General features: G+C 60.7%; 15 protein-coding genes. 6 read left to right on the forward strand and 9 right to left on the reverse strand.

What is annotated here, in order from left to right; translation table 11 throughout:
• Window positions 1–12 precede the first annotated feature (12 nt).
• Genes ABX75_RS08450 through ABX75_RS08460 form a run of 3 tightly spaced genes read left to right on the forward strand, consistent with a single transcriptional unit; the run spans window position 13 to window position 2052 of the window.
• On the forward strand, window positions 13–681 hold the full coding sequence (locus ABX75_RS08450; RefSeq protein ID WP_034101402.1) for an amino acid ABC transporter permease: 669 nt from the start codon (window positions 13–15) through the stop codon (window positions 679–681).
• A complete protein-coding gene (locus ABX75_RS08455) occupies window positions 678–1328 on the forward strand; it encodes an amino acid ABC transporter permease (protein WP_034115425.1) in 651 nt (216 codons plus the stop codon). The genes ABX75_RS08450 and ABX75_RS08455 overlap by 4 nt, the downstream gene beginning before the upstream one ends.
• Window positions 1315–2052 carry an amino acid ABC transporter ATP-binding protein gene (locus ABX75_RS08460; protein WP_034101404.1) on the forward strand — a complete coding sequence of 246 codons (738 nt, stop codon included), beginning with the start codon at window positions 1315–1317 and terminating at the stop codon, window positions 2050–2052. The genes ABX75_RS08455 and ABX75_RS08460 overlap by 14 nt, the downstream gene beginning before the upstream one ends.
• Here the strand turns inward: ABX75_RS08460 and ABX75_RS08465 are convergent.
• From ABX75_RS08465 to ABX75_RS08480, 4 genes are all read right to left on the reverse strand, one after another.
• Window positions 2024–2557, reverse strand: a complete 534-nt coding sequence (locus ABX75_RS08465) for a hypothetical protein (protein ID WP_034115426.1) — start codon at window positions 2555–2557, stop codon at window positions 2024–2026. The genes ABX75_RS08460 and ABX75_RS08465 overlap by 29 nt on opposite strands.
• Window positions 2547–5048, reverse strand: coding sequence for a fimbria/pilus outer membrane usher protein (locus ABX75_RS08470; protein ID WP_082136135.1), 2502 nt, complete (start codon window positions 5046–5048; stop codon window positions 2547–2549). Before ABX75_RS08470 ends, ABX75_RS08465 begins: the two co-directional genes overlap by 11 nt.
• Window positions 5049–5055: 7 nt before the next feature.
• The gene (locus ABX75_RS08475; protein ID WP_082136136.1) at window positions 5056–5772 is read right to left on the reverse strand and encodes a fimbria/pilus chaperone family protein; all 717 of its coding nucleotides are present in this window, start codon (window positions 5770–5772) and stop codon (window positions 5056–5058) included.
• Window positions 5773–5875: 103 nt separating this feature from the next.
• Entirely contained in the window at window positions 5876–6532 is a 657-nt protein-coding gene (locus ABX75_RS08480; RefSeq protein WP_034101408.1) for a DUF1120 domain-containing protein, read from the reverse strand.
• A 446-nt stretch (window positions 6533–6978) separates the two neighbouring features.
• On the opposite strand from ABX75_RS08480, the gene ppx reads away from it, so the two are divergent.
• Entirely contained in the window at window positions 6979–8481 is a 1503-nt protein-coding gene (ppx, locus tag ABX75_RS08485) for an exopolyphosphatase (RefSeq protein ID WP_034101409.1), read from the forward strand.
• 126 nt (window positions 8482–8607) lie between these two features.
• Here the strand turns inward: ppx and ppk1 are convergent, their stop codons facing one another.
• Together ppk1 and hemB are read right to left on the reverse strand one after the other, a co-directional pair.
• Window positions 8608–10827, reverse strand: coding sequence for a polyphosphate kinase 1 (gene ppk1, locus ABX75_RS08490; RefSeq protein WP_034101410.1), 2220 nt, complete (start codon window positions 10825–10827; stop codon window positions 8608–8610).
• Between the two features lie 17 nt (window positions 10828–10844).
• The gene (gene hemB, locus ABX75_RS08495) at window positions 10845–11858 is read right to left on the reverse strand and encodes a porphobilinogen synthase (protein ID WP_034101411.1); all 1014 of its coding nucleotides are present in this window, start codon (window positions 11856–11858) and stop codon (window positions 10845–10847) included.
• 207 nt (window positions 11859–12065) lie between these two features.
• Here hemB and ABX75_RS08500 point away from each other — a divergent pair, with 207 nt between their 5' ends.
• Window positions 12066–12701 carry a DedA family protein gene (locus ABX75_RS08500; protein ID WP_034115429.1) on the forward strand — a complete coding sequence of 212 codons (636 nt, stop codon included), beginning with the start codon at window positions 12066–12068 and terminating at the stop codon, window positions 12699–12701.
• On the opposite strand, the gene ABX75_RS08505 is transcribed toward ABX75_RS08500, so the two are convergent.
• The gene (locus ABX75_RS08505) at window positions 12682–13917 is read right to left on the reverse strand and encodes a sterol desaturase family protein (RefSeq protein WP_047881755.1); all 1236 of its coding nucleotides are present in this window, start codon (window positions 13915–13917) and stop codon (window positions 12682–12684) included. The genes ABX75_RS08500 and ABX75_RS08505 overlap by 20 nt on opposite strands.
• Window positions 13918–14033: 116 nt before the next feature.
• Between ABX75_RS08505 and elbB the strand changes: the two genes are divergently transcribed.
• Complete coding sequence (gene elbB, locus ABX75_RS08510; RefSeq protein ID WP_047881756.1) at window positions 14034–14702, forward strand: isoprenoid biosynthesis glyoxalase ElbB; 669 nt, start codon at window positions 14034–14036, stop codon at window positions 14700–14702.
• Window positions 14703–14739: 37 nt separating this feature from the next.
• Here elbB and ABX75_RS08515 read toward each other — a convergent pair whose 3' ends face one another.
• Together ABX75_RS08515 and ABX75_RS08520 are read right to left on the reverse strand one after the other, a co-directional pair.
• Entirely contained in the window at window positions 14740–15195 is a 456-nt protein-coding gene (locus ABX75_RS08515; protein WP_034101415.1) for a YaiI/YqxD family protein, read from the reverse strand.
• A gap of 2 nt (window positions 15196–15197) precedes the next feature.
• Window positions 15198–17093 carry an FTR1 family protein gene (locus ABX75_RS08520; protein WP_047881757.1) on the reverse strand — a complete coding sequence of 632 codons (1896 nt, stop codon included), beginning with the start codon at window positions 17091–17093 and terminating at the stop codon, window positions 15198–15200.
• Between the last annotated feature and the right edge of the window lie 114 nt (window positions 17094–17207).

Raw genomic sequence — 17207 nt, forward strand, 5'->3', positions numbered from 1 at the left:
CGGAGCTGACTGATGGCGTATCAATTTGACTTTGTTCCGGTGCTGGCCAACACCGACCTGTTGTTGCGGGGCGCGCTATTTACCCTGGAATTGACGGCTATCGGCGCGATCCTCGGCGTCGCCCTGGGCACCGTCGGTGCAGTAGTGCGTGCCTGGAAAATCCAGCCTTTGGCCTGGTGCTTTGGGGTCTATGTCGAGTTGATCCGCAATACGCCATTCCTGGTGCAGCTGTTCTTCATCTTCTTCGGCCTGCCGTCGTTGGGGCTGAAAATCACCGAATGGCAAGCCGCCGTACTGGCGATGGTGATCAACCTGGGGGCTTATTCCACGGAGATCATCCGCGCGGGCATCCAGGCCGTTCCTCGCGGGCAACTGGAAGCCGCCGCCGCACTGGCGATGACCCGCTTCGAAGCCTTCCGTCATGTGGTGCTGCTGCCAGCGCTGGGCAAGGTGTGGCCAGCCCTGAGCAGCCAGATCATCATCGTGATGCTGGGGTCGGCGGTGTGTTCGCAGATCGCCACCGAAGAATTGAGTTTCGCCGCCAACTTCATCCAATCCCGCAATTTCCGCGCCTTTGAAACGTATGCCCTCACCACGCTGGTGTACTTGTGCATGGCGCTGATGATTCGCCAGTTGCTCAATTGGATCGGCCGTCGCTTTGTGATGAGGAATAGCCAATGAGTGATTTTTCATTCTGGGACATTGTGCGCAACCTGCTTACGGGCCTGCAGTGGACGTTGCTGCTGTCGCTGGTGGCATTTATCGGCGGAGGCCTGATCGGTTTGTTGGTGATGACTCTGCGCATCAGCAGTAAGGCATTTCCACGCAATGTTGCGCGCACCTATATAGAGCTGTTCCAGGGCACACCGCTGTTGATGCAGTTGTTCCTGGTGTTTTTCGGCATCGCGCTGCTCGGCGTGGATATTTCGCCCTGGCTGGCGGCGGCGATCGCCCTGACTTTGTTTACCAGTGCCTACCTCGCCGAGATCTGGCGCGGCTGCGTCGAGTCAATCGCTCATGGGCAGTGGGAAGCCTCCGCCAGCCTGGCACTCAACCCGCTTGAGCAACTGCGTTATGTGATCCTGCCTCAGGCCCTGCGCATTGCCGTGGCGCCGACCGTGGGGTTCTCGGTACAGGTCGTAAAAGGCACCGCCGTCACCTCGATTATCGGCTTCACCGAACTGACCAAGACCGGCGGCATGCTCGCCAATGCCACGTTCGAGCCCTTTATGGTCTACGGCCTGGTGGCCCTTGGTTACTTTTTGCTCTGCTACCCCTTGTCCCTCAGTGCGCGCTACCTGGAAAGGAGACTGCATGCCTCTGCTTAGAATTTCGGCCCTGCATAAGTATTACGGCGACCATCATGTCCTCAAAGGCATCGACCTCACGGTTGAAGAAGGCCAGGTGGTGGCGATCATCGGTCGCAGCGGCTCGGGCAAATCCACCTTGCTGCGCACCCTCAATGGCCTGGAGTCGATCAACGATGGGGTGATCGAGGTCGACGGAGAGTACCTCGACGCCGCACGCGCCGACCTGCGCAGCCTGCGGCAGAAAGTCGGGATGGTGTTCCAACAGTTCAACCTGTTCCCGCACCTGACCGTGGGCGAAAACGTCATGCTCGCGCCCCAAGTGGTGCAGAAAGTGCCCAAGGCCAAGGCCGCCCAACTGGCTCGGCAAATGTTGGAGCGCGTTGGGCTGGGTGAAAAATTCGACGCCTTCCCCGATCGTCTGTCCGGCGGCCAGCAACAACGGGTCGCCATTGCTCGCGCCCTGGCCATGTCGCCCAAGGTGCTGTTGTGTGACGAAATCACCTCGGCCCTGGATCCGGAACTGGTCAACGAGGTACTCAGCGTGGTGCGCCAGTTGGCCAAGGACGGAATGACGCTGATCATGGTGACCCACGAAATGCGCTTCGCCCGGGAGGTCGGTGATAAATTGGTCTTCATGCACCAGGGAAAGGTGCATGAAGTGGGCGATCCCAAGGTGTTATTCGCCAACCCACGTACCCCCGAGTTCGCGAACTTTATCGGCTCAGTGGAGCAGTCGGGCTGACCAGCTCGAAACGGCCCCTCCCCTCCAGCACCGCGTGATCGCGCACCTGCAAGGCGTCGGAGGGCAGTTCGGTGTCGATTTGCACCTGGGCGGTCAAGCGCTTGCCAGCCGCCCTGGTGAACAGTACCTGCCCTGGCAATAGCTGCCCGCCAACGGGTTCACCGGCAAGCTGTACCGGCGCCCACTCGACAGCATGCCCATCCATCTGGGCCTGCTTGAGTGTCAGACGGAAGTGCCCCTGACGGCCAAACCGGAAACTTTGCCCATCGGCAGCTCCGGCAAATCGCAGCGCGATGGTCGCAGGCTCCATACACAGCACGCTCAAGTGCAGCATGCGCGTCCCCAGTGCGAGGGTGGGGCTGTGTACCAGCGGCGCACTGCGAATGACCCCATAGTCGACCGTCGGCTGGCTCACGGACAACCGGCAGTTCTGCGCCTGTACAGCCTCGCTCATCATCACCGTGCACAACAGTACGAGGCCCAGTTTCTTCAGCTTAACGGCCATGGCACACCGCCGATGTTGTCTCGTAGAACGTGTCATTGTCGGGCTGGGTCTCGGGAGTAAGCCTGAGCTGGCAAGTAGAAGAATCCGACAAAGAAACCCGCAACGCCTGGGAGTCGTTCATGTCGTTCAGGAAAATCATGCCGTCACCCACCACGCTGGTCAGGAAACGGTTGTTCTTATCGAACACCGAAGCACCCTGAGGCAATGGTCGGCCCTGTTCATCGGTGCCGGTGACCAGCACTCGGCGCACTTTCACCACATCGAACGTCACGTTGTTCACCGACCCGCGAGCGGCAGCGAGGGTGTGCGTGCCGTTCTTCAGGTCCACGCGTTTGGGCAAGGACTGGGTCTGTACTTCGATACGACTGTCGGTATAGGCCGGCAAACCGGGGATCACTGCCTGCCCGCTGAAATCGGTCCATACCGGGCCGTGCGGGGTACTGATTTTGGCGGCGCCGATATCACCCACCGAGACAATGCCAAAGGTGTCCTGCACGGCATACGGCGAGAACGTCAAACCGCCTCCGTGGGCCACGACGCCGCCGCGCAACTGCCCGGAATAATCGGTGCCCTGGGGGTTGCGACTGACCCCCATGCCCACTCGGGTGTAGCGTGGCATCAGGTCCAACTGACCGCGCAACGTTTGCTCCCGCGCACTGAGGTCACGCTCGACGCCCACTTCGTAGTTCACGTAGTCATTGACCCGCTCCGTAAGGGCGGCGCCAGCCCGCGCGCGGTCCCCACGCCGACTGATATAGCTGTTGACTCGACGATCACCGCCCAGGGGCACGGTCACCTGCAAGCGCACCGACAGATCATCGTCGAACGCCGAATCACGCCGGCTACCGCCCTGGGTAACGTCATGCCGTTTGCGGGTGCCACCCACCTGCGAATCGGCGATCAAGGTGACGTCGGCATGGCTGAATGAGCGGTTCCATGAGGCGAACAGATGCTCGGTGGTGTGCCCGTCGAATGAGTTGCTGCGCGTATAGCCCAAAGAGAATGCCCCCAGCGCGGGGTCGATCCAGCTCACTCCGGCGGTGTATTGATGCTTGAAACGAGAGTCCAGTTCATCGGTCTTGGACGAGCGACCCGCCTCAAGCACTTCGCGATAACCGCGCGTCTGGGTGGTAGCGCTGAGGCTCAGGTCCATATTGGCGGACACCGGGCTGCTCACGCTTAGGCTGCTGCGTGAACCGGACACCGCATTAAGACTGTCTCGGGAAAGGTTATGGCGAGCACCCACGTTCACGCGTTGGAAAAACACGCTGCTCAGCGTGCCTCCGGCCGCCCAGTAGTCATCGGTACTCAACAGGCCAAAGCCGGCGGATGAGTCGCGCCCCAGGCCCCAGGTGCCACTGCCCATGGCGACGATGGGTGACGGCGCATCTTCATAGGTGTTCTCACGCACCTTGCCCAAAGCGAAGTAATAGCCGGGTGACGCGGGAGCAGCACCGGCAAACGAAGCCGCCGGCACCACAAAACTGCGCGTGCCTCCTCGCACATCGATCACGCTGACTTCCAGGTCGCTGGTGCCATTGAGAAGCGGCAACCCGGTCAACCGAAAAGGCCCTTCGGGCACCAGCGTGCTATGGATCAAGGCACCCGACTGACGCACTTCGATCCTCGACTGGTTCTGGGCCAGCCCCTCAACCACGGCATTGTTGCTGCCCGCCGGCACACGGGATTGGCCGTCGGGAAAGAACTGCACACCGGACAGCTGGAGGCCACCGAAATGCGGGTTATTGCTGGACAACTGGCCGACCTGAAAGGTCGATTGCAACGCGCCGATATCCCGCTGGGCATAGGCATTCAAATGTTCGGTGTGGGCCTCGCCATTGTCGGACACATAATATTGGCGGCTGCGAACGATCCAATCTCCGAGATTGAACCCCGCCTCGGTATAAGCCGATACGAACCGGCTCGCACCGCTGCGCGAATGGCTATCGAACCCCTGCACGTCATAGTTGAACAACGCCGCCGCCCCGCCCCGGGCAAAGTGCCCAGCCTCCCATTGCGGCTCGCGCAGTGCCTGCGTCGGCACCACCAGCGCGACCTCATCGTTACCGGGCCGCAGCCGCACCATCGTATTAGGGAAAGCCCCCAGGAAGTCATGACAGGCCTGAGTCGCATCAGCCGTCTCTTGGATAATGCCACTCGGTTTGACCAACCCGGCCTTATCGAGCAGCCCGGCGGTAAAACACAGTTGCCCATGCGCATCGAACCGCGCCTCCACCAACCCGAGCGGGTTGCCATTGAGCCGCAACCCGACCACATGCACACCCTCACGAAAACGCGGGGCCGTGCGGAAATAGTCGGAGACTTTGGGATCAATGCCGTGGGTGGTCAGCGCCGCCAGGTCAAACCCCTCTCCCAACTCCAGGGCGGGCAGCACACCAGGCAAGCTCCACAACGTTGCAACCCCCATGAGCAGCGTGGGCCGACAGGGCCAGAGCGACGCCAGAACTCGGTTACTCGACAGATTTATCATGAGTCGATCAACCCTCGCCGGCATTGATTGAAGCTCGGTAGTTGTCTGCGGAGAAACCGTAGACAGTGGCGGGCTGAATCTCTACAGCAGCCACCCCCTCCAGAGCGCCTTCGACGCTCAATGTCAGCGCCTCCCCCGGCAAAATGTAGGTTCGGGGCAATGTTGCCAGGGCCTTCTGTGGTAGCAGCAGTACCTCCGGCGCCAGACGCACGACATAGGCGCTGTCGTTATGAACGCTGAGGCCCTCGCCCACGTGCTTCCACTTCAACAGCTCCCAGGGGCTGTGATGCAGAGGAAGGCCCCGCGGATGCAGGATCAGCGGCAAGTTCTGCCGCAAGGTGATACCGATGGTCGCACGGCCTGGCGCACGGGCCTGGGGGATGCCCTCGAAGGACACGCGTTTCAATCGCTGGGTTTTCAGCGGCTCCTTCAAGGTGCCGATGAAGCGCACCAACTGGGTTTCGCCCGCCTCCACTCGCGTAATGGGCGGCGTCACGATTAAAAGCGGCTCCACATCTTCCGGTACGTTTTCGATAACCGAGTGAAGCAACGCCGGCGTCGCGTCAGTATTTTTGATAGATATCGTCGCTTCGCCCTGGTCTTCATAAAACACAACCACGGTTGTTTCCGGCAACATTCCATCCGCCATTACAGCACCGGCAAACCACACACAAAAACTGGCACATAACACACGTGCACTATTTATTACTGAAAGACTAAGCATTCAGTGTTCCCCACGCCTTTAAGTTGACCCTTGATAGCTAAGCGCTCCTATTAAAACAGCCGATCGGAAACAAGGGAGTTCTGATCGGCCGTAAATAAGTCGCTTAGATGTAGCTCAACTCAAGCGTCGCACGCCCATCCAGAACCGTATCGCGCGACAGGTCCAGGTCCTGGCCCCGATTAATAACGGCGCGCACTTCGAGGGTGCCGGTCAGTTGACTGATCGCGGCTGGGGTGACAGCCGTGGTGTTGCGCCAGGAATACTGACTAGGCGCCTGGGCCACTTTGCCATCCGAGTTTTGCCAGGCGCCGGTGCCGACACGCACGATAGGAAACAGCGTGGTGGTGGACGAACGCAGGTCTTTGAGGGTGATGGCGAAACCACCGGTCCTGCGGCCGCCAACGGCACCCAGGCCATAGTTATGGGCTTCGGTATAGCCGGCCCCCAACGCATTGAGGATGCCAGGCACCTTGCTGGCGCCCTGCAGGTCGACGAACTTCAATCCGAACTTGGCTGGGGTAGTGCCGCAGTTGATGCTCAGAGGAGCGGTCTTGGGCAGCAATGGGTTGAACGCCGTTGGCAGCAATTGGCCGGAAGGGATTGTGCCGTAGTCGACGATGCCACCACCGGTCATGCTGAGGTTGCAGGCGGCAGGTTTGATCGTGCCCCTGACGATCAGCTCGGCGCTGCTGGAAGCGTGGGCGTTGATGGCCGCAGCCAGGCAAGCGATACCGAAAGTCAATCCAACAATCTTTTTCATAAGGGTCCTGTCACTGAAAGTTATCAGGCGCATTTATTTATTGTTCCTTACGGCAACCATAAATAAATAACACCACGGCACTATTGCCGAGTGACAGTCTGTCTCCTTAGTACCTAACTAAAAAATGAGACAACACATCAGTTAGTGTGGGAGCGATAAAAATATATTGTCAGCCAAGCGTGAACCTAGAGTAGGCCTCAACAAAAAAAGGAATGAAATATCGACATGAAAGGTGTAGGCAGAATCATAATTCGCACTACCACAGATAAAAGTTATAACTTCCTACAAGAACACACGAGGGCGCTACAGAGGTCGAGAACGACAACCTACCTTTCCTACAGCCAATTCTTATGGGCAACCTCGGCGCAATTCCCGAAGCACTACGCGTTGGCGTCAGCGGTCGATCGTGGCACGATGGCGAGGTTATCGACCGAGACCCCCAAACCATGCCGCAATCCCAAGCCAAGAATCTGTCCCTGATCGCCGCCATCGACCTGGGCTCCAACAGCTTTCACATGGTCGTGGCCAAGGCCCAGAACGGTGAGATCCGCATCCTTGAGCGGCTCGGCGAAAAGGTGCAACTGGCCGCCGGAATCGACGACGAGCGTCAGCTCAATGAAGAATCCATGCAGCGCGGGCTCGATTGCCTCAAGCGTTTCGCTCAATTGATCAACGGTATGCCCCTGGGCGCCGTTCGAATCGTCGGTACCAACGCCCTGCGCGAAGCGCGCAACCGTGGCGAATTCATCCGCCGCGCCGAAGAAATCCTCGGCCACCCCGTGGAAGTCATCTCAGGCCGTGAGGAAGCACGCCTGATCTACCTCGGCGTGTCACATACGCTGGCCGATACCCCCGGCAAACGCCTGGTGGCGGACATCGGTGGCGGCAGTACCGAGTTCATCATTGGCCAGCGTTTCGAGCCGCTGCTGCGCGAAAGCCTGCAGATGGGCTGCGTCAGCTACACCCAGCGTTATTTCAAGGACGGCAAGATCACCCCGGCGCGCTACGCCCAGGCCTATACGGCCGCGCGGCTGGAGATCATGAGCATCGAACACGCCCTGCACCGCTTGACTTGGGATGAAGCCATCGGTTCGTCCGGCACCATCCGCGCCATCGGCCTGGCCCTCAAAGCGGGCGGGCACGGCACCGGTGAGGTCAACGCCGAAGGTCTGGCGTGGCTCAAGCGCAAACTGTTCAAGCTGGGGGATGCCGAAAAAATCGACTTCGACGGCATCAAACCTGATCGACGCACGATCTTCCCCGCCGGCCTGGCGATTCTCGAAGCGATTTTTGACGCCCTCGAACTGCAACGCATGGACCACTGCGATGGCGCCCTGCGTGAAGGCGTGCTGTATGACCTGCTGGGCCGTCACCACCATGAAGACGTGCGTGAGCGCACGCTCAGCTCATTGATGGAGCGTTATCACGTCGACCTGGAGCAAGCGGCCCGCGTTGAACGCAAGGCGCTGCATGCCTTCGACCAAGTGGCCGAGGACTGGGGCCTGGAAGACGGCGTCTGGCGCGAACTGCTGGGCTGGGCGGCCAAGGTGCATGAAGTGGGCCTGGACATCGCTCACTACCACTACCACAAGCATGGCGCTTACCTGATCGAGCATTCGGACCTGGCCGGTTTCTCCCGGGAAGACCAACAGATGCTCGCGCTGCTGGTGCGCGGCCATCGCCGTAATATCCCCAAGGACAAATTCGCGGAATTTGGTGACGACGGCATCAAACTGATTCGCCTGTGTGTGCTGCTGCGTTTTGCGATCCTGTTCCACCACATCCGTGGCACGCAGGAGATGCCCCAGGTCAAACTGCGGGCCGATGGCGACAGCCTGGAAGTGATGTTCCCCAAAGGCTGGCTGGAAGAAAACCAGCTGACCCAGGCGGATTTTGCCCAGGAAGCGGAATGGTTGACGCGGGTGGGGATCAGTCTGAACCTGCGCTAGAGAACACCGAAAACAAATATGGGAGGGGGCTTGCCCCCGATGAGGGAGTGGCAGTCAACAGATTCAGTGACTGCTCCACCGTCATCGGGGGCAAGCCCCCTCCCACCTTTCAGACATCGTCGGTTTTTAGTTCACCGCCAGGATCGGGCTACCCAACTTTTCCAACAACGTTGCCTGCGCGCTGCGCGGGTTCTGGTTGCCGGTCGGGGTGTTGCGCACGTAGCGCCCGTCGGACTGCAGGCTCCAGCTGTGGGTGTTATCGGTCAGATAACTCTCCAGCTCTTTCTTGACCCGCATGATCAGCTTCTTGCCTTCCACCGGGAAACAGGTCTCGACGCGCTTATCGAGGTTACGTTCCATCCAGTCGGCGCTGGAGAGGAACATCTGCTCTTCGCCGCCGTTGAGGAAGTAGAACACGCGGGTGTGCTCCAGGAAGCGACCAATGATCGAACGCACATGGATGTTGTGCGAAACCCCGACGATTCCCGGACGCAGGCAGCACATGCCACGCACCACCAGGTCGATGCGCACACCGGACTGGCTGGCCTTGTAGAGCGCACGGATGATTTTCGGGTCGGTCAACGAGTTGAACTTGGCAATGATGTGCGCCGGCTTGCCGTCGAGGGCGAACTGGGTTTCGCGGGCAATCATGTCGAGCATGCCCTTCTTCAGGGTGAACGGCGCGTGCAACAGCTTCTTCATGCGCAGGGTCTTGCCCATGCCGATCAACTGGCTGAACAACTTGCCGACGTCCTCGCACAAGGCGTCGTCGGAGGTCAGCAGGCTGTAGTCGGTGTAAAGCTTGGCGTTACCGGCGTGGTAGTTGCCGGTGCCCAGGTGGGCATAACGCACGATCTCGCCGGCCTCGCGGCGTAGGATCAGCATCATCTTGGCGTGGGTCTTGAAGCCCACCACGCCGTAGATCACCACCGCACCGGCCGCTTGCAGGCGGCTAGCCAGTTGCAGGTTGGATTCTTCGTCGAACCGCGCGCGCAGTTCGATAACCGCGGTGACTTCCTTACCGTTACGCGCGGCGTCCACCAGCGCATCGACGATTTCCGAGTTGGCGCCGGAGCGGTACAGGGTCTGGCGCACCGCCAATACATGGGGGTCCTTGGCGGCCTGACGCAGCAGGTCCACCACAGGCGTGAACGACTCGAAGGGGTGCAGTAGCAGAATGTCCTGCTTGCTCACGACGCTGAAGATGTTCTCGCTGTTTTGCAGCAGCTTGGGGATCTGCGGGGTGAACGGCGTGTATTGCAGCTCCGGGTGGCTGTCCAGACCGGTGATGCTGAACAGACGCGTGAGGTTGACCGGGCCATTGACCTGATACAGCTCGCTCTCGCCCAGGTTGAACTGCTTGAGCAGGTAGTCCGACAGGTGTTTGGGGCAGGTATCGGCCACCTCTAGACGCACCGCATCGCCGTAGCGCCGCGAGAACAGCTCGCCGCGCAGGGCACGGGCCAAGTCTTCGACGTCTTCGGAGTCCAGCGCCAGGTCGGCGTTACGGGTCAGGCGGAACTGGTAGCAGCCCTTGACCTTCATGCCTTGGAACAGGTCGTCGGCGTGGGCGTGGATCATCGACGACAGGAATACATAGTTGTCGCCAGCGCCCCCCACCTCTTCCGGTACCTTGATGATCCGTGGCAACAAGCGCGGCGCCGGGATAATCGCCAGGCCGGAGTCGCGCCCGAAGGCGTCGATGCCTTCCAGTTCGACGATGAAGTTCAAGCTCTTGTTCACCAGCAGCGGGAACGGGTGAGTCGGGTCAAGGCCGATGGGGGTGATGATCGGCGCGATCTCGTCGCGAAAGTAGCGACGCACCCAGGTCTTGATCTTGGTGGTCCAGTGACGGCGACGGATAAAGCGGACCTGATGCTTTTCCAGTTCCGGCAGAAGAATGTCGTTGAGGATCGCGTATTGGCGATCCACATGGCCGTGGACCAGCTCGCTGATGCGCGCCAGCGCCTGGTGCGGCTGCAGGCCGTCGGCGCCGGCCTGTTCGCGGGCAAAAGTGATTTGCTTTTTAAGGCCCGCCACGCGGATTTCGAAGAACTCATCCAGGTTGCTGGAGAAGATCAGCAGGAACTTCAGCCGCTCCAGCAAGGGATAAGACTCATCCAGCGCCTGCTCCAACACGCGAATGTTGAATTGCAGTTGCGACAGCTCGCGATGAATGTACAGGCTGCTGTCATCCAGATTGACCACCGGCGGCGCCGGGGCTGGCACCGGCACTTCAGCGACGACGGGCGCGAGCGGCTCATGTTCCGGGGGTGTCTCGGAGACTTGCTCCACCACCGGGTGGGCGTCTTTTACGGCAACTTCGGAGAGTCCTTCGGTATTCATCGAGTGTCCTGTGAGAGCTACGGTTGCGCTCTAAGCAATTGGGCGGCGCGGGCGGCAAAGTAGGTCAGAATGCCATCAGCTCCGGCACGTTTAAAGGCAGTCAGGGATTCAAGGATCACTCCCTCACTCAACCATCCATTCTGTATTGCGGCCATGTGCATCGCGTATTCGCCGCTGACCTGATAAACGAAGGTCGGCACCTTGAACTCCTCTTTGACCCGATAAAGGATGTCCAGGTACGGCATTCCGGGCTTGACCATCACCATGTCAGCCCCTTCGGCCAGATCCGCGGCCACTTCGTGCAAGGCCTCATGGCTGTTGGCCGGGTCCATCTGGTACGAAGCCTTATTGGCTTTGCCCAGGTTCAGCGCCGAGCCCACCGCGTCGCGGAACGGGCCGTAGTAGGCGCTGGCGTACTTGGCCGAGTAGGCCATGATCCGCACATTGACGTGACCGGCCAGCTCCAGGGCTTCGCGAATCGCCTGGATGCGTCCGTCCATCATGTCCGACGGCGCCACCACCTGCGCCCCGGCCGCGGCGTGGGACAACGCCTGCTTGACCAGCGCATCGACGGTGATGTCGTTCTCAACATAGCCGTCGGCGTCCAGAATGCCATCCTGACCATGGGTGGTGAACGGGTCCAGCGCCACGTCGGTGATCACCCCCAGCTCCGGGAAGCGTTCGCGCAATGCGCGGGTGGCGCGCTGAGCAATACCTTGCGGGTTCCAGGCTTCGGCAGCATCCAGGGACTTGAGTTCAGTGGGCGTAACGGGAAACAACGCCAGCGCCGGAATACCCAGTTCAACCCAGCCAGCCGCCTCCTCAAGCAGCAGGTCGATGGTCAAACGCTCCACCCCAGGCATCGACGCCACGGCTTCGCGGCGGTTCTCACCGTCCAGCACAAACACCGGCAGGATCAGATCATCGGTCGTCAGCACGTTTTCACGCACCAGGCGGCGAGAAAAATCATCACGGCGATTGCGACGCAGGCGGGTAGCGGGGAACAAGCGATTGGCAGGGGTAAAGCTCACGACAGACTCCTGAGCCCGGGTTCACGGGCGAGCGTTGCAGTTATAAGCGGCCATTATGACGAAGGAATGACAGTTGTGCTTATCGATGCGACCTGTCGTCGCATTCGTCGTTTATGTAGGAATTGTTCACTTCGTGACACATCTCGATACTTTCATGAATGTTCGCGAAGGCGTAGGCTGCGCGTTCATTTCGCCAGCACCCAGACCATGCTTCAACAATTTCTGCATGACTTCGGCTACTTTGCCCTCTTCCTCGGCACCTTCTTCGAAGGCGAAACCATCCTGGTGCTCGCAGGCTTTCTGGCGTTCCGTGGTTACATGGATATCAACCTGGTGGTGGTCGTTGCCTTCTTCGGCAGCTACGCCGGCGACCAGCTCTGGTACTACATGGGACGCAAGCATGGCCGCAAGCTGCTGGCGCGCAAGCCGCGCTGGCAACTGATGGGTGACAAGGCCCTGGAGCATATCCGCAAGCATCCGGACATCTGGGTGCTGAGCTTTCGCTTCGTCTACGGCTTGCGCACCGTGATGCCGGTGGCAATCGGGCTGTCCGGCTACCCGCCGTTACGCTACTTGATCCTTAATGGCATCGGTGCCGCGATCTGGGCCGCCGCGCTGGGCGCAGCGGCTTACCACTTTGGCGCCGTGCTCGAAGGCATGCTCGGCAGCGTCAAGAAGTACGAGCTGTGGGTGTTGGGCGCATTGCTGGTACTGGGTTTTGGCCTGTGGGTGCGCCGCCGCTTCAAAAACGCGCGTATCGCCCGGCAGGCATGCGCCGACGCACAAGCCCAGAGCGCTGCCGAGCCGGTGCCGGTGGAGAAACCTAAGACGCCAGTCGAGTAAGCCGGCTTCTGCAGCAGTAGAGGGCGATCACGCTGAGCAAGCTGTAACTGGCCAGGCCCAGCCAGCCCAGGCTGCTTGCCGGCCATAGCCCGACCAACGGCGCCAGCCATACCAGCGGCGCATTCAGCGCCAGGCGCAGCAGCTCAGCCTTCAACGCCCACGGGCGATTCTCCAGGGCCACGCCTAAGGTAAACAGCCCCAACGCCATTGCCCCCCAACCCAGGACCAGCGCCGCCGTGGGCAGACCTTCGCCGACGTTCATCAAGTAACTGCCAAACCCCACATACGCCGCAAATTGCACGGCCACGTACACCTGCTGACGCACATCCAGCGGCACTTCATATTTGCGGAACTGGCTCAAGTCGGGCTTGGCCAATGGGTATTTGGCCTTCACATCCGCCGGGCGCCAGCCGGTGCGCATAAACCAGATGCGCAGCTTGTCCCACAGGCTCTGCGTTCGCCGCGCATCGCTACACAGTTGCGCATAGAACTGCAGATTGGCCCACAACGGGTTCCAACTGGCCAGAGGCGTGGTCACGCCGAAAATCACCGGTTCGTTTTCGTCTTCTTCTTGGAAACTGCCGAACAGGCGGTCCCAAATAATGAACACCCCACCGTAGTTGCGATCCATGTAGAGAGCGTTCTGTGCATGGTGGGCCCGATGATTGGACGGAGTAACGAAGAACCACTCGAACCAGCCGAGCTTGGGCACATGCCGTGTATGGACCCAGAATTGATACAGCAAATTGAGCGACGCCACGCTGATAAACACCACCAATGGCACGCCGACCACCGCCAGGGGCAGGTAGAAAATCCAGCTCAGCAGAAACCCCGTGCTGGTCTGGCGCAGGGCCGTGGTGAGGTTGTAGTCCTCGCTCTGATGGTGCACCGAGTGCGCGGCCCACAGAATATTGCGCTCATGCCCCATGCGATGCAGCCAGTAGTAGCAGAAGTCATAGAACACAAAGGCGAACAGCCACGTCCAAGGGCTCTGCGCCGGCAAATCGAACAGCGCCAGATGCTTGAGAGCGAACGCGTAGGTCAACACGCCCACGCCCTTGGTCAACAGCCCCGTGGTGGTAGACAGCACACCGGTGCTCAGGCTGTTGATGGCATCCGCCACCCGGTAATTGCGCTGTCCGCGCCAACGGTCGGCAAGCAGCTCCACCACGATCAAGGCAATGAAAAACGGTACCGCGTAAGGCACGAAGTCCATGGGCAAGTCCGGTCTATTTTTGTTACATCAAGATTAGGTGCAGCGCTGTGAGATCCCATTGGCAACAGGTTACAAATTAGTAGACATTTAACGCCAAGAACCCAGGAGAAATGCCCATGAGCAAAAAGATTGCAGTGATCCTTTCCGGCTGCGGCGTGTATGACGGCGCAGAGATCCACGAAAGCGTGATCACTTTGCTGCGCCTGGATCAGCGCGGCGCTCAGGTCCAATGTTTCGCACCCGATATCGAGCAACACCACGTCATCAATCACCTGACCGGCGAAGAAATGCCAGAAACGCGCAACGTGCTGGTGGAGTCGGCGCGCATCGCCCGTGGCGAGGTGAAGGACATCAGCCAGGCCAATGTCGACGACTTCGATGCTCTGATCGTACCCGGCGGGTTTGGCGCGGCGAAGAACCTGTCGAATTTTGCCAGCGAAGGCACCGCATGCAGCGTCAACCCGCAGGTGCTGGCGTTTGCGGAGGCCTTCGCCGAGGCGAGCAAACCCGTAGGGCTGATCTGCATCTCGCCGGCCCTGGCCGCGAAGATCTACGGCCCGGGCGTAACCTGCACCATCGGCAACGACGCCGACACCGCAACCGCCCTGGGCAAGATGGGCGCCACTCACCAGGATTGCACGGTTGAAGACATCGTCGAGGACAAAGCGCGCAAACTGGTAAGCACGCCGGCCTATATGCTGGGCAAGAACATCAGCGAGGTGGCGTCAGGCATCAATAAGTTGGTGGATCGCGTGCTGGAGCTGACCCACGAGAACGACGAGTGATCGCCTGACCGGCACTATGCGGTAAGCCGCTCCACCCTCAACCCTGGCGCATCAGTTGCGTAAGGATTCGGTCCAGCGCATTGGCAAACGCCTGCTTATCCTTCTCCCCATGGGGCGGTGGTCCGCCGCCCATCTGGCCCTGTTCACGCAAGTCGGTGAACAGGTTGCGCACCGCCAACCGCTCGCTCATGTTCGCCGGGCTGAACTCCTTGCCTCGCGGGTCCAGCGCGGTGACACCCTTTTTCACCAAGCGATCGGCCAGTGGCACGTCGCTGCAGATCACCAACTCGCCGGGCACCGCGTGCTCAACCAGGTAGTCATCGGCGGCGTCCGGGCCGCTGGGTACCACGATCAGCTTCACGCAGGCAAAAGCCGGTTTGATCTGGCTCTGCCCGGCCACCAGCACCACCTCGAACTGGCGCTTGAGGGCGAACTTCACCACCAGGTCCTTGGCCGCGCGCGGGCAGGCGTCGGCATCGATCCAGACGCGCACGGTTATACCGCCACTCGGCGCTTCTCGGCCAAACGACTGCGGCCGTACAGCACCACAATCGCCAGGATCGCCACCACCTGCGCACTCAGCGAGTAAGCGTCGGCGTGGATGCCCAGCCAGTCGAAGTCAAAGAACGCCACCGGCCGTGTACCGAATACACCCGCCTCCTGCAATGCCTTGACACCATGCCCAGCGAACACCACCGACAGCGCGCACAGCAGCGCCGCGTTAATACCGAAGAACAGCGCCAGCGGCAGCTTCGCCGAGCCGCGCAGGATCACCCAGGCCAGCCCCACCAGCAGCACCAGCGCGGTGGCGCCCCCCGCCAACACTGCGTTATGCCCAGCCGGGCCGGCTTGCAGCCACAAGGTTTCGTAGAACAGGATCACTTCGAACAGCTCGCGGTATACCGAGAAAAACGCCAGCACCGCAAAACCGAAGCGTCCACCGCCGCCCACCAGGCTGCTCTTGATGTAGTCCTGCCAGGCCGCCGCGTGGCGCCGGTCGTGCATCCACACTCCCAGCCACAGCACCATCACGCTGGCGAACAACGCCGTGCACCCTTCCAGCAATTCACGCTGGGCACCGCTGACATCAATCACATACGCCGCCAACGCCCAGGTAGCCAGGCCGGCCAACAGCGCCAAACCCCAGCCGGCGTTGACGCTACGCACCGCCGATTGCTGGCCGGTATTACGCAGGAACGCCAGGATCGCCGCCAGCACCAGGATCGCTTCCAGGCCCTCACGCAGCAGGATCAGCAAACCGGAGATGTAACTCAATGACCAGCTCAGGCCATCGCCACCGAGCAAACCGGCCGATGCGGCGAGCTTGGCTTTGGCCACGTCCAGGCGTTGTTGCACCTGCTCGATCGGCAACCCGTCCTGCAACGACTGCCGATAGGCCATCAGGGCCTTTTCGGTGTCTTTGCGCACGTTGGCGTCGACGTTGTCCAGGGAGCTTTCCACCAGCTCGAAGCCTTCCAGGTACGCCGCTACCGACAGGTCATAGGCTTGTTCGTGATCGCCATTGCGGTACGCAGCCAGGCTCTTGTCCAAGGTGCTCGCGGTGTAGTCGAGCAACTGTGCCGGGCCGCGCTTGACCTGCGGCGGCTGCGCACGCTGGGCGCGGAAGGCCGCGGCAGCTGCGGCGCCGTCAGCGGCCAGCACTTCATTGGGGGTACGACGGGCCAGGTCGGCGAGGTTGAACGGCTGCTCGCTCTTGGCGGCCGCCGGGTCGGCGGTAAATTCGGCGATGTAGGTGGCCAGGTCCCAACGCTGGCGGTCATCCAATTGATCGGCGAACGCCGGCATGTCGGTGCCTTCGACGCCCAGGCCCAAAGTGTTGTAGATCGCGTAGAGACTCAGGCGATCCAGCCGCGCGGCGTCCCGCAGATTCGCCGGCGGCGGCGTAAGGCCCACACCCGCCGGGCCATCGCCAGCGCCGGCTGTGCCGTGACATACCGAGCAATGCTGGGCGTAGAGGGGTGCGCCGCGCGTTGGGTCGGGCGTGATGGCCGGGGCCTGGCTCACTTCATAAGCCACCGCCAACTTGGCGCCCAACTGCCGAGCCTGGCGGGCAACGGTGGCACCGTCCTGACGAGCGGTCACCGCTGTGCGCAGTTCTTCGACGCCTGTTACCAGTTCGTCGCGTTCCGGCTTGGCCGGCAAGTCCGCTACCAAACCTTGCAACACCCCAAGGAACTCAACTTGTTCACGGTATTCCGAAGGGTCCACCACCTTGCCCGCGTCTACCGTCGGCGGGTAATCAGCACCGATGTAATCCAGTAAATGCAGGGCTTGGGGCGCGCTCTCGGCCGTCGCGGCCAACAGGTTGAAGCTGCACGACATCAACGCCGGCAACACCAGCCAGGCGAGAAAACGGTGGGGGGCAGTCATGAATGAATCTCAAAGGGAAATACGAAGTAACACATTGTTTAACGTTAAAGGCTTTGACTCAAGCCGTTCGTGATTTAGCACACCTGAGCGCAACCGTTTAATCCGTCAGTAGTG

It is taken from the genome of Pseudomonas sp. ARP3 (assembly GCF_001029595.1).
GTDB classification, from domain to species: Bacteria; Pseudomonadota; Gammaproteobacteria; order Pseudomonadales; family Pseudomonadaceae; genus Aquipseudomonas; species Aquipseudomonas rhodesiae.